The sequence below is a fragment of the Sphingobium sp. D43FB genome (assembly GCF_002312805.1).
Lineage (GTDB): Bacteria > Pseudomonadota > Alphaproteobacteria > Sphingomonadales > Sphingomonadaceae > Sphingobium.
In genome coordinates, this window is the sequence record NZ_NMUA01000001.1 from 185,064 (window position 1) to 199,496 (window position 14,433).

The following is a 14,433-nucleotide window of genomic DNA, read 5'->3' on the forward strand; positions in this document are numbered from 1 at the left end:
GCTGCGGTCCTCCGTGGAACGTATAAGGAACGCATAGGAAACAGATGAAGGTTAGTCAAGCGCCGGGTGATCTAGGGTAGGGGCAGAATTTGCACCATGTCGCCGATGGCGGCTGGGGGGGAACCGGCGGGGCGGCGGATCAGGCAGTCGGCCAGCGCCATGGCGGCGGTGGCGGCGCTGTCCTGCGAGGTGACCGAGACGATGCCGCCTTCGCTGCGGAAGGCGCGGAGATAATCGTCGCGGTCGCCGGTGGCGGGGAGGGGGGACGCTAGGCGAGCTTCGTGCAAGGAAGGCAGGGGCGTGGATGCCCCTGCCATATGGCGGACCAGGGGCAGCAGGAAGAGGGTGCCGGTTACGAAGGCCGAGACGGGGTTGCCGGGCAGGCCCAGGAACAGCGCATCGCCGAGGCGGCCGGCCATCAGCGGCTTGCCGGGGCGCATGGCGATCTTCCAGAAATCGAGCGTGCCGCCCGCTTGCGCGAAGGCGGGGCGGACCATGTCATGATCGCCGACCGATGCGCCGCCGGTCGAGACGATGATGTCGGCCTGACGCGCGCGATCGAGCGCTATGACCATGGCGTCGAGATCGTCAGCGACGATGCCGAGGTCGATGACGTCGCAGGGCAAGGCGGCGAGCATCGCGGCGAGCATGGGCGCGTTGGAGGAGGGGAGCGCGCCCGGCGGGGTTGGTGCGCCGGGCGCGACCAGTTCGTCGCCGGTCGAAAGGAGCGCGACCTTGGGCCGCTGGCCAACGGGCAGGTGGCCATGGCCGCCCAGCACGGCTAGTGCGATCTGGGTCGGGCCTAACCGCGAGCCTGCTTTGAGCAAGGGTGCGCCCTGCGCGAAGTCCGACGCGGCGGGGCGGACGTGGCGGCCGGGGGGAAGCGGGTCTGCGCTGGCAGCGAGGCTGTCGCCGTGGCGGGTCGCATTTTCCTGAATCAGGACGGCGTCGGCCCCTTCGGGCAAAGGCGCGCCGGTGAAGATGCGGCAGGCTTCGCCCGGCGCGAGCGGGGGTGGGGGTGTGCCGCCTGCGCTGCTGGTCATGGTGACGTGCCAGGGGCCGGGCGCTTCGGCGGCGCGTACGGCATAGCCGTCCATGGCGCTGAGGTCGGCCCAGGGTTGAGCGCGCTGCGCGAGGATATCGCGGGCGAGCCAGCGTCCGGCGCAGGCCGTAACCGGCACGTCTTCTGCGGGCAGCCGGTCGGCCAGTGCGAACAAGCGGGCTTGCGCCTCCGCAACCGGCAGCAGGCTCATGGCCTGTGCCAGTCGCCCGACTTTCCGCCGGTCTTGCTGAGCAAGCGGACGCCGTCGATGACCATTGCCTTGTCGATCGCCTTGGCCATGTCATAGATGGTGAGCAGGGCAACGGATGCGGCGGTCAGCGCTTCCATCTCGACGCCGGTCTGGCCTGCGGTGCGGGCGGTGGCGGTGACGCGGACGCCGGTGTCGTCCAGGTCGAAATCGATCGTCACGGCGCTGAGCGCGATCGGGTGGCAGAGCGGGATGAGATCGGCGGTGCGCTTGGCGGCCATGATGCCCGCGACCCGCGCGACGGCGAGGACGTCGCCCTTCTTGACCAGGCCCCCGAGGATCGCGGCGGCGGCCGCCTCGCTCATCTCGATCCGTCCGTCGGCCACGGCTTCGCGCGCGGTCACGGCTTTCGCCGACACGTCGACCATGCGGGCTGCACCGTCGGGGTCGAGATGGGTGAGGTCGCTCATGCGCCGGTCAGCAGATGGCGGGTGGCGGCTTCGACATCGGCCTGCCGCATCAATGTTTCCCCGACGAGGAAGCAACGCACGCCATGGTCGGCCATGGCGGTGAGGTCGGCATGGCCAGTGAGGCCGCTTTCGGCGACGAAGGTGCAGCCTTCGGGGGCTTTGCCCACCAGTTCATAGGTGCGGGCGAAGTCGACGGTGAAGTCGCGCAGGTCACGATTATTGACGCCGATCAGGCGCGAGCGGAGTTTGAGCGCGCGGTCGAGTTCGGCTTCGTCATGCACTTCTATGAGGGCGTCCATGCCAAGGCCGAGCGCGGTATCCTCTATGTCCGCCATCTGGCCGTCATCCAGGGCAGCGACGATGATGAGGATAGCGTCGGCGCCGAGCGCCCGGCTTTCGAGGATCTGCCAAGGATCGACGATGAAATCCTTGCGCAGTACTGGCAGCGCGCAGGCAGACCGGGCGGCCATCAGATAGTCATCATGGCCCTGAAAATAGGGTTCGTCGGTCAGCACCGACAGACAGGCCGCACCGCCCGCCGCATAGGCCTGGGCATGGGCGGGGGGATCGAAATCTGCGCGGATCAGGCCCTTGGACGGGCTAGCTTTTTTGACCTCCGCGATCAGGCCGAAGCCGGAGCGTGCTGCGTCGTCGAGCGCCTTGCGGAAACCGCGCGGGGGCGTCTGTTCGCTGGCGCGGGCGTGGAGCGCGGCGATGCTGGTTGCGGCTTTGCGTCGGGCGACATCTTCGCGCTTGAAATCGCAAATCTCGATCAGCTTGTTGGTCATGTATAGGCAATCCAGCAATTGAGCAGGGCATTGGCGAGGCCGCGGTCGATCGTCTCGGCGGCTTCCTCGACGCCTTCGCGAAGGTCGGCCACGGCGTCCGCGACGACAAGGGCGGCGGCGGCGTTGAGCAGCACGGCGTCGCGATAGGGGCCGGTTTCGCCCTGGAGCAGCGCGCGCAGGGCGGCGGCGTTATGGGCCGCATCGCCGCCGCGTATGGCTTCGACCGGATGGGTGGACAGGCCGAGTTCTGCGGCGGTGATGCGGTGCATCGCGATCAGGCGATGACCCGTGACCTCCGCCATGTCGTTGCCGCCCGCCAGCGAGAGTTCGTCCAGGCCTTCGTCGCCCGATACGATCATGGCTCGGTCAACGCCCAGTTCGGCCAGCGCCTCGGCATAGATGGGGACGTAGGCCGGGCGGGCGATGCCGACAAGTTGGCGGCGGACCCCGGCCGGGTTGGCCAATGGTCCCATCAGGTTGAAGATGGTGCGCTCGCCGATCGCCTTGCGAATGGGGCCGAGGCGCTTGAGCGCGGGGTGGTAGTTTTGCGCGAAGAGGAAGCCGATGCCCAGGTCCGCGAGAGTCGCTTTTGCGGTGGTGGCGGCATGGTCGAGGTTCAGGCCCAGGGCTTCGAGCGTGTCGGCGGCCCCGGCCTTGGAGGAGGCGGCGCGATTGCCATGTTTGGCGACCGGCACGCCAGCGGCGGCGACCACCAGCGAGACGGCGGTCGAAACGTTGAGCGTATGATGGCCATCGCCACCCGTGCCGCAGACGTCGATGGCTCCGGCGGGAGCCGTCACCGGGATCATGCGGGCGCGCATGGCGCGGGCGGCGGCGGCGATTTCGATGGCGCTTTCGCCGCGACGGGCCATGGTGACGAGGAAGGTCGCGATCTCCGCTTCCGGCAGGTCTGCATCGAACAGCAGGTCGAAGGCGATGGCGGCAGCCTGCGCGTCGAGCGGCGAGGAGGGGTCGGGCAGGCGGGTCATGACGCTTCGCCTTAGTCGTGACAGGGCCGGTAAGTCGAGAGGCCGTTTGGGCTTAACTTCGCACTTTTCCCGCACAATTTGAAATATGATTTCCTATTGCCGACAGATTAGGAAAGTGACCGGCGCAGCATAGCAAAGCCCATCCCGGTAGGACAGGCGTCAGGCGGCTTCGCGCGTTTTCACCTTCATGCCGGCGATCCGCATGAAATTGGCCAGCATGTCGTGACCATGTTCGGTCGCGATGCTTTCGGGGTGAAACTGGACCGAGTGGATCGGCAGGGTTGCGTGGCGGAAGCCCATGACCGAGCCATCCTCGCTGGTCGCATTGACCAGCAGTTCGGCGGGAATATCCTCGACGATCAGCGAGTGGTAGCGGGTGGCGGTGAAGGGCGAAGGGATGCCCGCGAACAAGCCGGTGCCGTCATGGGTGACGGGTGAGGTCTTGCCGTGCATGAGGCCGCCGCGCACGACCTTGCCACCGAAATGCTGGCCGATCGCCTGATGACCAAGGCATACGCCAAGCAGCGGCGCGCCCGCGTCGGCGCAGGCGGCGACGAGGTCGAGGCTGACGCCCGCTTCGTTCGGCGTGCAGGGGCCGGGCGAGAGCAGGAAGGCCTTGGCGCCGCTGGAGAGGGCCTGGCCCGCCGAAATGGCGTCGTTGCGGACGACTTCGACCCGCGCGCCCAGTTCCATTAGATAATGGACCAGGTTCCAGGTGAAGCTGTCATAATTGTCGATGACGAGGATCATGGGGACAAGGCTATAGGGCGGTCGGCGGGCGAGGGGAAGCGGGCGCGTGCGCCCGTCCGATAAGAAATATCGCAACCGAAACAGCGCGACAGGGGGGCGGTGCGCCTGCTATGGGCAGCCATCGACGCGAACCCTGCCTGCAAGCATTCGCGTGACCGAGAGACGATCGCGCTCCCGCTTGCCAGCAAGGAGCGACCCTCTTGGGCGATCTCAACCATTATATAGGCTGTCGCACTGGTTCGAAGGACCAGGGCATATGAGCCGCGCGATCAATATCAAGGCGGAATTGGCCGACGTCAAAGCCATGTGCGAACGCCACAGCCTCGCGATTTCGACCATCGAGGCGCTGCCGGCCGGGGGCACGCGGGTCGTCATGCTGAACCCTGACGGGGCCGAGCGTTTGCGCACGCTGATGAAGGGCAAGCTGATCGATACGCCGGTGGTGCGGTCGTCCCTGTTCCTGGCGCGGCAGCCGCGGTCGGCGGGCTGATAGAGTCCGTCGGCGCGCAACGCTGACGGAACATCTTGAAAAGCCGTGCGGGCGCGCGCATATAGAGCGTGCCGGGTTCGCCCGGCTATGGTGATAAATTGTGTCGTATAATAGACGCAGCGGACCCGGGGGCAGTACCCGGCGGTTCCACCACATATCCCGATGGGCGCCATGCCTGGCGGGATGTCTGACGGGGCCGAACTAGGATCGACGTGTGTTCAAAGGCGATGTTTTTACCCGGCCCGTGTAAGCCGTTAAACTGTGCAAAACTCACAAGTGCCAACGATAACGAAGCACTCGCCATTGCAGCGTAACTGAGGGCCTCACGGCCTGACGTTACCCTAAAATAGCGCGGTTGAACCCACCGGGCAACAGAAGGGAATTCAGCGGCCTCCGGGAGGGCCGGGCAACAGAACCTCCCGGACCTTATTCCCTGACATCGATGTTCTTGGCTTCGCGTGCGATCTTCGCCGGAGCCTTACCCGCGACTCACGTCGCGAATCGATGGACATCGACCTGTCCTTTCGATTACGCTTTTATGACAGTGGGATGAAATATTCATAAGCTGCTGTTTTTACGTGAAACAAATTTGTTTCATCGAAAATGCGCGCTCTTGCGCTGATGTCATCTAAATGAAATACTCCTGACTATAGTAAGAAGTTTTTTTCAGGAGAATTAGGATGAAGACGGTAGCGGTAATGATGGGTTTTGCGCTGGCTTGTGTCGCGCCGGGCATGGCTCAGGCCGCACCGGATGAGGTCGTCGTCGTAGGCGTGCCCGATGGCCGCCTGGCCGCAGGATCGCTGATGCGCGGCGATTTCGACAAGGCTGCACGCCGTTTGAACGCGGTCCGCCCGGATGCGGCGAGCGATCCGGCCCGACTGATCAACCTGGGCCATGCCTATCTTGGCATGGGCCGCGTCGCCGACGCACATGATGCCTATAAGAGCGCGCGCTTTGCGCCCGAATCCGTGCTGGTGCTGGCCAATGGCGAAGAAGCGTCTTCGCGCGACATCGCGCGCCGTGCGATGGGTCGGCTGCAAACGAGCTATGCCATGCGCTGATTATTCAACCTTTGCATTCAAGTTCATATTATAGGGTAAGGTGTCGCTCATAAGGGCGGCACCCTTACCCTTGTCCTTATGGCAATTGTCATCATAGTGACATGTGAGTCATATAATAGTCATATAAATGACGCTCCAATGTCATGGAATGCCAACAAGCCTGTCACGTCCCGCGCCTAATTGCCCTCCTTGAGGGTGACAGGGGGCGTTATCCGATTCGATTTTCCCCTGCGCTCCGCATCCTGAACATATCCCGGCAGCAGCCGGAGCGGAGACGACATGGCCAAGATTAACCGTATCCAAACGATCCTGATGGCGAGCTGCGCTTGCGTCGGTCTGAGCGCTTGCGGCGCAGACGACATCTCCTCGCCCGGCGAAGGCACCATCGTCATTCCCGCGCCGACGCCAACGCCGACGCCAACCCCCACGCCTACCCCGACCCCCACGCCGACCGGCGTGACCCCGGCGGCGGAATGCCCCAACATCTCCGGTTCGGCTGACCTGACCGCGCGCGGCACCATTTCGGACAAGAATGGCAACACCTGGCTGAACTGTGGTTTCCCGACCCGCTTCACCGAAAGCACCACCTTGCCGAAGGTTGCCGGTGTTCTTTACTCACTCCCCGGCCGTGTCGACGTCGGCACCGACCAGGGTGCCGCCAGCACCAACACCGAAGTCACGCTGAACATCGAGCCCGGCGTTGTCGTGTTTGCGACCACGGGTGCGGCCTATCTGGCCGTCAACCGCGGCAACAAGATCAATGCTGTTGGCACGCCATCGCAGCCGATCATCTTCACCAGCGAATCGAACGTCCTGGGCAACGCCGACGATCAGACGTCGCAGCAGTGGGGCGGCGTCGTGCTGCTTGGCCGTGCGCGGATCACCGATTGCATCGCGCCTGCAGCAGCGGCCGGCACGGTCGCGTGCGAACGTGACACGGAAGGCAGCAGCGGCGCTCTGTATGGCGGCGCCAACGATGCCGACAATTCGGGTCGCATGTCCTATGTGCAGATCCGCTATTCGGGCTTCGCGCTCGCCGGTGGCAGCGAATTGCAGGGTCTGACCCCTTCGGGCGTCGGCAGCGGCACGCAGCTTGACCACATCCAGGTTCACAACAGCTCGGACGATGGCATCGAAGCCTTCGGCGGCAACGTCCACTTCAAGCATCTGGTGTTGACCGGCAACGAAGACGATAACTTCGACTCCGACGTCGGCTATCGCGGCACCGTGCAATATGTCATCAGCGCCCAGCGCGCTGGCAACGACATTGGCGACGGCTTCCTCGAAACCGACTCCAACGGTGGTTCGGCCGCGAACAATGGCGAAGATGCGCTGCCGCGTCAGTATCTGAAGATGGCGAACTTCACCTACATCCACCGTTCGACCACGGGCAGCAACGGTGCGGCCATGCTGCTGCGCGGCGGTGCGGACCTGACGCTGGCCAACGGCATCATCGTTGCGCCGACCAACAGCTGCCTGCGTATCGACAGCACGACCACGACCCGCGACGCCGACACGGCGCTGCAGGACGCGGGTAAGCCGCGCTACATCTCGGTTGTGATGCAGTGCAACAGCACGCCGTTCAAGGGCAGCCGTGGCGTCGATGCCGCCGCCGTCCAGTCGATCTTCGAAGCCGGTGCGAACAGCACGATCAGCTACACGCCGTCGCTGACCAGCCTGTTCATCAACGGTGCGACGGAAACGGCCCGCACCGCGATCGATCCCAAGACGCTCGACGCAGCGTTCGACACCACCAACTATATCGGTGCGGTCAAGGACAGCAGCGACACCTGGTATGCCGGTTGGACCTGCAACTCGGTGACCGCCAGCTTCGGCAGCACCAGCGGTAACTGCACCGCCATTCCGACGACCTGATCGGACCCACGACCTCAACAGGGGCGGGGGAGCGTGCATCTGCGCTTCCCCGCCTTCTTTTGCACTGCATATCCCAAAGGGGGACATTTAGCATGTCGAAGCCGCTCAGCCTGGCGCGCCTGCTCCTGATTTCATCCGCTCTGGTCGCGCCTGCGGCCATGGCGCAAATCGACGCCGGTGGTGCCGTGTCGCCCGCCGCTGCCCAAGAAGACGCGCAGCAGGACGGGGTCGATGTGTCGATCCCTGGTGCCGACATCGTCGTCACCGGTCGTCGCACCAGCAATGTGTCGCAGGCCGCGCCGCAGGTGGTGAACGTACTGTCCGCCGCCGACATCCGCCGCACGGGCGAAGGCGATATCGCCGGTTCGCTCCAGCGCGTGACGGGCCTGTCAGTCGTGTCGGGCGGCTATGTCTATGTCCGTGGTCTTGGCGATCGCTATTCGCTCGCCCTGCTCAACGGCTCGCCGCTGCCAAGCCCCGAACCCTTGAAGCGCGTCGTTCCGCTCGACATTTTCCCGACCAGCGTGATCGCTTCGACGCTGGTGCAGAAGACCTATTCGGTCAACTTCCCCGGCGAATTCGGCGGCGGCGTCATCAACCTGACGACCAAGGCCATTCCGAGCGAAAGCTATCTGGAAATCGGCGTCGGCAGCTCGGCCAATACCGAAACGTCGGGCCAGATGGGCTATACCCATTATGGGGCCAAGTCCGACTGGACCGGTTTCGACGACAGCTCGCGCGATGTACCGCCGCTGCTTCAGCAGGCGATCAATAGCGGCGTGCCATTCCCGAATCTGAGCCGGGCCGAACAGCAGGCCATTTCGATGCAGTTCCTGAACTCCGCCACGTCGGTCGTTCAGCGGACCAACAGCGCGCCCTTCAACTTTTCGGGCTCGATCAACGGCGGCACCGCCGTCGATGTCGGCAGCGACGGACGGTTGGGTGTGATCGCGACCGCGTCCTACAGCAACAAGTGGCGCACCCGCGAAAACCTGCAGCAGGCGTCGCTCGACGTCGCGGCCGGTGCGGGCCGCAGCTATAATCAGGTCAGCACTGACAATGAAATCACGGTCAACGGCCTCGTCGGCTTCGGACTGGAACTGGGCGACCAGAAGCTGCGCTGGACCAACCTCTATATTCGCGACACGTTGAAGCGCAGCGCGCTGGCGATCGGTCAGAATGATGGCACCATTCAGGAAGCCGATTTCCTGCAGCAGAATACCGCCTGGTATGAGCGGCAGTTGATCGACACCCAGTTGGTCGGTGAGTTCAAGCTGTCCGATGCGCTCAGCCTCGACATGCGCGGCGGCTTTGCCAATTCGCAGCGGGAAGCGCCCTATGAGCGCGAGTTCGTCTATGTTCGCACCAATCGCGATCTGGCGATCGATCCGGTCGGTGACCGTTTCGTCAATGCGCTCAACCGTCAACGCGGTGATGCGTCGGTCACGTTCAGCGACCTGAACGAAGATCTGTGGTTCGCGGGCGTCGATCTGAGCTACAAGATCGCACCGGGCTTCTCGCTGACGGCAGGCTATGCCTTCAACGATACCAAGCGTCGGTCGTCGCGTTACGAACTGCACTTCGATGCGGTGAACCTGCCGATCCCCGTGCAGCAATTGCGTCCCGACTTCCTGCTGTCGGATGCGTCGATCCAGCTCTATGATATCGGCTTGCTGGAATTTTCGGGCAACTACCCCGTTTATGACGCAGCGCTGCGGACCCATGCCGGCTATGGCCAGGTGCAGGCGGAACTGTTCCCCGGCCTGTCGATCAACGCCGGTGTTCGCTACGAAAAGGGCGATATGTCGGTAACCGGCGTGGACGTCTACAGCACGGGCCTGACGCCGTTCAACGAGATCCGCAACGATTATTGGCTGCCAGCCGTGACGGTTACGGTTGAAGCGGCCAGGGGTCTGCAGTTGCGCGCCAGTGCGTCCAAGACGATTGCCCGGCCGCAATTCCGCGAATTGATTGCCCAGCCTTATCTCGACACCGAATCCAACCGTTTCTTCCGCGGCAACCCCTTCTTGCAGGACAGCGAGTTGTGGAACGCCGACGTTCGGGCGGAATGGTATATGGGGCGTGACGAGCGGATCACGGTTGCGGCTTTCTACAAGAAGATCGACAATCCGATCGAAACCTACACCACGATCACCGACACCTATAATGTCACCACCAGCTTTGCCAATGCGCCCGAAGCGACGCTCTATGGCGCCGAGTTGGAAGTGCAGAAATATATCCCGCTCGACGGCTGGTCGGATTCGTCCTTCTTCCAGAGCCGCCGCATCGTGCTGATCGGCAACTACACCTACACCCAGTCGGAACTGAAGGTGCAGGATGGCGATACGACTATCCCCTACACCTACACCGTGGGTGATCCGCCAGCCGCGTCCGACTTCTTCCTCGACGGCGTGCCGTTGACGGGTCAGTCGGACCATCTGGTCAACCTGCAGATCGGCCTGGAAGACACGGACAAGCTGTCGCAGCAGACGCTCTTGCTGACCTATGCCAGCGACCGCGTGACCAGCCGTGGTCCCAACCTGCAGCCGGACATCAAGGAACGGCCGGGCGTACAACTCGACTTCGTGGCACGGCAGGGCGTCAAGCTGCCGGGCGGCATCAACAGCGAATTCAAGTTCGAAGCCCGCAACATATTGGGGTGCAAGTTCCAGGAGTTCCAGGAACAGGACGGTAACCGCGTCTATTATAACCGTTACAAGATCGGCACCACGATTGCCGCGTCGATGACGGTGGCATTCTGATATAAGCCAAGGGGCCGCCTGCACGCGGCCCTGCGGTTTGCCAAGCGACCGGCTCGTTTCGTGCGAGCCGGTCGTTTTGCGTCTGGACGCTTATGGCGGTCTTCGCATCCGTTCAGCCCCAGGGCTTTTCGCGATACCATTTGGTGATGACATGCTTGACGCCGCTGCGCACCTTCATGCCGTGATGGATGCTGGCGGGGTTCGGCTGACCGGGTGCCAGACGGTTGTTCCAGGCGAGCAGTTTGCCGGTCTGGGGCTGGACCGTCTTGCCGATTTTGGTGAAGCGGGTCGCGCCGCCGGCGGTCGGTTCGTTGAGATAGACCATCAACGTCCAGGTGCGGTTGCCCGCGACCGAGCAATAGGTCGCATAGTCCGCGCCCTTGGGGTCGAAATAATCGGTGTGCGCCTTGAATTCCTGCCCGACATCATAGCGCTGGCCCTGGATCGGTTCGCCATAGGCGGTCGCGATCCCGGCAAAAGCGTCCAGCCGGGCGTTGATGGCCGCGACGAACGGGTCGCCGTGGTCGAGATCGCAAGTTTCGCTGGTGCGGAAATAGCCGTCACCATTGGCGTCGGCGATGGTGGAGGGGCGACGCTGGGCGTCGATTCGCTCGATCAGCGCGGCGCAATCCTGCGCGGAGAGAAAATCGCGCAGGATGAACAGGGTCAGTTCCTTGTTCGGCACGCGCTGCACGCGGGCGTGCGCGCCGATCCAGGCTGGATCGCCGTCGGCGGCGGCGGTGATGGTCTGGTCCGTCATGGTCGGTCCTGCAATGGCGGTCGGATGCGGTAAAGACGCCGCCGTTGCTATCGTTCAGCCGCCAAAATGCAAGTGATGTGCGTGCCTGCCACCATGTCATATTACAGTCATATAAACGTCATCTTGCCGTAAGAAGAAATGCCTAGCAGGCTCCCATATCAAAGGGGGCTTCATCAGATCATGCGAGTGCCGTTCGGCCAGACTGTGCGCGGGTGGAGCGAGCGTAGACCGCGGGGCTTGCCGCCGTTCGACGGGTGGCGCCTGTTGGAGCGCGGCCTGTTGATGCTGCTGGCGTTGCAATTGGTGCGGCTCGTCTGGGCAGTCGTGGTGCCGGTCGGCAGCTTCGGACCATGGGAAGGGCGCCAAGCGCAAATCCTGTCGCCCAGCGCGCGGCAGGCGTTGTTCGCGTCCTTCGACCCCTTCTTCCGCAGCGATGCGCCAACGCCGTCGGGCGATGGCGTGGTCACGTCGCTGGCGCTCACCCTTTATGGCGTGCGCGTCAATGAAGGGTCCGGGCTTGGTTCGGCGATCATCGCGTCGCCGGATGGCGTGCAGAACAGCTTTGCCGTGGGCGACGAAATCATGCCCGGCGTGGTGTTGAAGGCTGTCGCGTTCGACCATGTGACGATCGACCGGGGCGGGGCGGAAGAGCAGATTTTCATAGATCAATCGACCCCGGCCCCCGCCGCCGCGCCCGAGGGTGGCGCGCCTTCTGTCGACGCATCACCATCACCGGGCGAAGGGTCGGTTGCGCCGATCGGCTCCGGGCCCACGGCGGATAGTTTGAAGCGCGACATCGGCTTTGCGCCCCGGATGCAGAATGGCCGGGTTACAGGCTTGGCGGTGAGCGCCAAGGGACCGGGCTTTGCCAGCGCCGGTTTCCGCCCCGGCGACATCGTCACCCAGATCAACGGTCAGCCGATCGGCGACCTGCTATCCATCCAGAACCAGATCGCGCCCGGTGCGCGCCTGTCCCTGACCGTGGAGCGCGGCGCTGCCGTCGCCTCCGTCAACCTGATCGTGCAAGGCCAATGACCCGCAAACTCCTCCACACCGCCGCCCTTGCCCTCGCGCTGGCGACGCCGATCGCCGCGCCGCTGATGGCGCAGCAGACGCTCAACGTCCGCGATGCCGATATTCGCGCCTTCATTCAGGACGCGGCGCGGGTGACGGGACGCACCTTCATCATCGACAATCGGGTGCAGGGGAAGGTGTCGGTCGTGACCGACCGGCCGCTGTCGCGTTCCGAATATTTCGAGATCGTGCTGTCCACGCTGCGCGCCAATGGGCTGGTTGCGGTGCCCGCACCGGGCGGTGCCTATCGCATCCAGCCCGCCGATGGCGCGTCGGGCCAACCGAGTAGCGTCGGCCGGGGTGCCAGCCGCAACAGCTTCGTGACCGAGGTGTTCCGCCTGCGCTCGATCGATGCGGCGAGCGCGTTGGAAACGCTGCGCCCGCTCGTCAGCAAGGAGGGGTCGGTCACGGCCAATCGTGCGGGCAACAGTGTGGTGGTCGCGGACTATGCCGATAATATCGCCCGCATCCGCCAGGTGATCGCGCGGGTCGATCGCGACACGTCGGCAACGCAGATGGTGATGCTGAAAAATGCCGGTGCGCGCGAGATTGCGACGTCACTGCAGGCGTTGGTCGCGAGCAGCGGTGGCGGGGAGAATGCGGTGGCTTCGGCCGCTACCGTGGTGCCGATCGATAGCAGCAACGCGATTGCCATCCGGGGCGATGCCAATACCGTCGCCCGCCTCTCTGCCATGGCGCGTCAGCTCGACCAGCAGGCCGCGAGCGGCACCGAAATCCGCGTCTATTGGCTGGAACATGCCGATGCCGAAAAGCTGTTGCCGGTGTTGCAACAGTTGGTGGGGCAGTCGACCAATCAGCCGGTGACCGCCTCCACGCCAGCGGCGGGCGGCAGCGCCGCGCCCGCTGCGCAGGCCGCGGCCCCGGTTGCGGCTGCGTCTTCGGGTTCCTCCAGCGGCAGCGGCATTTCGACCCGTGGTCCGGCGATCGTCACCCGTTACGAAGGCGCGAACGCGATCATCGTTGCGGCCAATAGCGATGTGCAGCGGATGCTGGGCGAGACGATCCGCCAGATCGACACGCGCCGCGAACAGGTGCTGGTGGAAGCCATCATCGTCGAGATCAGCGATGCGGCGGCCAAGAAGCTCGGCGTGCAATTCCTGCTCGGCAGCACCTCAACCGGCTTTGCTGCCTCCAACTATTCTAACGCCTCGCCCAATTTGCTGACGCTGGCCGGGGCCTATGGCGCGACTCAGCTGGGCACGACGACAACGACCGTTGTTGCGCCCGACGGCACGCGCACCACGACCGAGGTCCAGAATAGCGGCGACCTGGCCAGCACCTTGCAGCAGGCGGCGATCAACAGTCTGACCAGCGCGACCGGGGCGATCGCTGGCCTTGGTGGGAGCATCGGCAAGAATGGCATTTTCGGGGCGATCATCAATGCGGTGAAGTCCGATACGGAGAGCAATCTGCTGTCCACGCCGTCGGTGATGACGCTCGATAATCAGAAGGCGTCGATTTTGGTCGGGCAGCAGGTGCCGGTGACAACCGGCGAGGCGTTGAGCCAGAATTTCGATAACCAGTTCCGCACCGTCCAGCGGCAGGATGTCGGCATCAAGCTGGAAGTGAAGCCGCAGATCAATACGGGCGGCGCGATCAAACTGTTCCTGCGGCAGGAAGTGTCGAGCGTCGCCGGGCCGGTGAGCAATTCGAGCAGCGACCTCATCATCAACAAGCGTGAGATCGAGACCACGGTCACGGTCGATGATGGCGAGATATTGGCGCTGGGCGGCTTGCTCGACGATAATGAACGCAAGACGATCGAGCGGATTCCGCTGCTGTCGGACATTCCGGGGCTGGGCGAATTGTTCAAATCGCGCAGCCGCAGCCGGACCAAGACGAACCTGATGGTGTTCATCCGCCCGACCATATTGCGGTCGAAGGAGGACGCGCAAAAGCTGACGCAGCAGCGCTATGGCTATGTTCGGGGGATGCAGTTGCAGCGTAATCCCGACATGGAGCCGACCATCGATGAGCTGGTCCGCGACTATATGGGGGCGACACCGCCATTGCCGCCGCAGCCGACCGATGCGGTGGTGGCGCCTGCGCAGCCGGACGTGATCGAGCCGATCGTGCGGCAGTCGAGCGGCGTGGTGCGGCCGGTGGATCTGCCCCCAAGCGGAGGTCAGCAGTGAGCGAC

12 protein-coding genes and 1 other RNA gene are annotated in these 14,433 nt (G+C 64.1%); 7 read left to right on the forward strand and 6 right to left on the reverse strand.

Annotated elements, in window-relative coordinates:
* Window positions 1-71 precede the first annotated feature (71 nt).
* The 5 genes from glp to SxD43FB_RS00870 form a co-directional block, all read right to left on the reverse strand.
* Window positions 72-1,253 (reverse strand): gephyrin-like molybdotransferase Glp, encoded by a 1,182-nt coding sequence (gene glp, locus SxD43FB_RS00850; protein ID WP_096060586.1) that lies wholly within the window; start codon window positions 1,251-1,253, stop codon window positions 72-74.
* Window positions 1,250-1,720: a cyclic pyranopterin monophosphate synthase MoaC gene (gene moaC, locus SxD43FB_RS00855; RefSeq protein ID WP_096060587.1), complete on the reverse strand. Its 471-nt coding sequence runs from the start codon at window positions 1,718-1,720 to the stop codon at window positions 1,250-1,252. Before moaC ends, glp begins: the two co-directional genes overlap by 4 nt.
* Window positions 1,717-2,508 (reverse strand): indole-3-glycerol phosphate synthase TrpC, encoded by a 792-nt coding sequence (gene trpC / locus SxD43FB_RS00860; RefSeq protein ID WP_096060588.1) that lies wholly within the window; start codon window positions 2,506-2,508, stop codon window positions 1,717-1,719. Before trpC ends, moaC begins: the two co-directional genes overlap by 4 nt.
* Window positions 2,505-3,497 (reverse strand): anthranilate phosphoribosyltransferase, encoded by a 993-nt coding sequence (gene trpD, locus SxD43FB_RS00865; RefSeq protein WP_096060589.1) that lies wholly within the window; start codon window positions 3,495-3,497, stop codon window positions 2,505-2,507. The genes trpC and trpD overlap by 4 nt, the downstream gene beginning before the upstream one ends.
* Before the next feature lie 159 nt (window positions 3,498-3,656).
* Window positions 3,657-4,247, reverse strand: coding sequence for an aminodeoxychorismate/anthranilate synthase component II (locus SxD43FB_RS00870; protein ID WP_096060590.1), 591 nt, complete (start codon window positions 4,245-4,247; stop codon window positions 3,657-3,659).
* Between the two features lie 256 nt (window positions 4,248-4,503).
* Between SxD43FB_RS00870 and SxD43FB_RS00875 the strand changes: the two genes are divergently transcribed.
* The 5 genes from SxD43FB_RS00875 (at window position 4,504) to SxD43FB_RS00895 (ending at window position 10,438) form a co-directional block, all read left to right on the forward strand.
* Window positions 4,504-4,737, forward strand: a complete 234-nt coding sequence (locus SxD43FB_RS00875; RefSeq protein WP_096060591.1) for a hypothetical protein — start codon at window positions 4,504-4,506, stop codon at window positions 4,735-4,737.
* 31 nt (window positions 4,738-4,768) lie between these two features.
* Window positions 4,769-5,123: a transfer-messenger RNA gene (gene ssrA / locus SxD43FB_RS00880) on the forward strand.
* Window positions 5,124-5,417: 294 nt separating this feature from the next.
* A complete protein-coding gene (locus SxD43FB_RS00885; RefSeq protein ID WP_069066725.1) occupies window positions 5,418-5,801 on the forward strand; it encodes a hypothetical protein in 384 nt (127 codons plus the stop codon).
* A 279-nt stretch (window positions 5,802-6,080) separates the two neighbouring features.
* Window positions 6,081-7,676: a hypothetical protein gene (locus tag SxD43FB_RS00890; RefSeq protein ID WP_069066724.1), complete on the forward strand. Its 1,596-nt coding sequence runs from the start codon at window positions 6,081-6,083 to the stop codon at window positions 7,674-7,676.
* A 92-nt stretch (window positions 7,677-7,768) separates the two neighbouring features.
* Window positions 7,769-10,438 carry a TonB-dependent receptor gene (locus tag SxD43FB_RS00895; RefSeq protein WP_096060592.1) on the forward strand — a complete coding sequence of 890 codons (2,670 nt, stop codon included), beginning with the start codon at window positions 7,769-7,771 and terminating at the stop codon, window positions 10,436-10,438.
* Between the two features lie 112 nt (window positions 10,439-10,550).
* Here SxD43FB_RS00895 and SxD43FB_RS00900 read toward each other — a convergent pair whose 3' ends face one another.
* Entirely contained in the window at window positions 10,551-11,198 is a 648-nt protein-coding gene (locus tag SxD43FB_RS00900; protein ID WP_096060593.1) for a 2OG-Fe(II) oxygenase, read from the reverse strand.
* A gap of 180 nt (window positions 11,199-11,378) precedes the next feature.
* Here SxD43FB_RS00900 and SxD43FB_RS00905 point away from each other — a divergent pair, with 180 nt between their 5' ends.
* Window positions 11,379-12,233 carry a type II secretion system protein N gene (locus SxD43FB_RS00905; RefSeq protein WP_096060594.1) on the forward strand — a complete coding sequence of 285 codons (855 nt, stop codon included), beginning with the start codon at window positions 11,379-11,381 and terminating at the stop codon, window positions 12,231-12,233.
* The gene (gene gspD / locus SxD43FB_RS00910) at window positions 12,230-14,428 is read left to right on the forward strand and encodes a type II secretion system secretin GspD (protein ID WP_096060595.1); all 2,199 of its coding nucleotides are present in this window, start codon (window positions 12,230-12,232) and stop codon (window positions 14,426-14,428) included. Before SxD43FB_RS00905 ends, gspD begins: the two co-directional genes overlap by 4 nt.
* Window positions 14,429-14,433 lie beyond the last annotated feature (5 nt).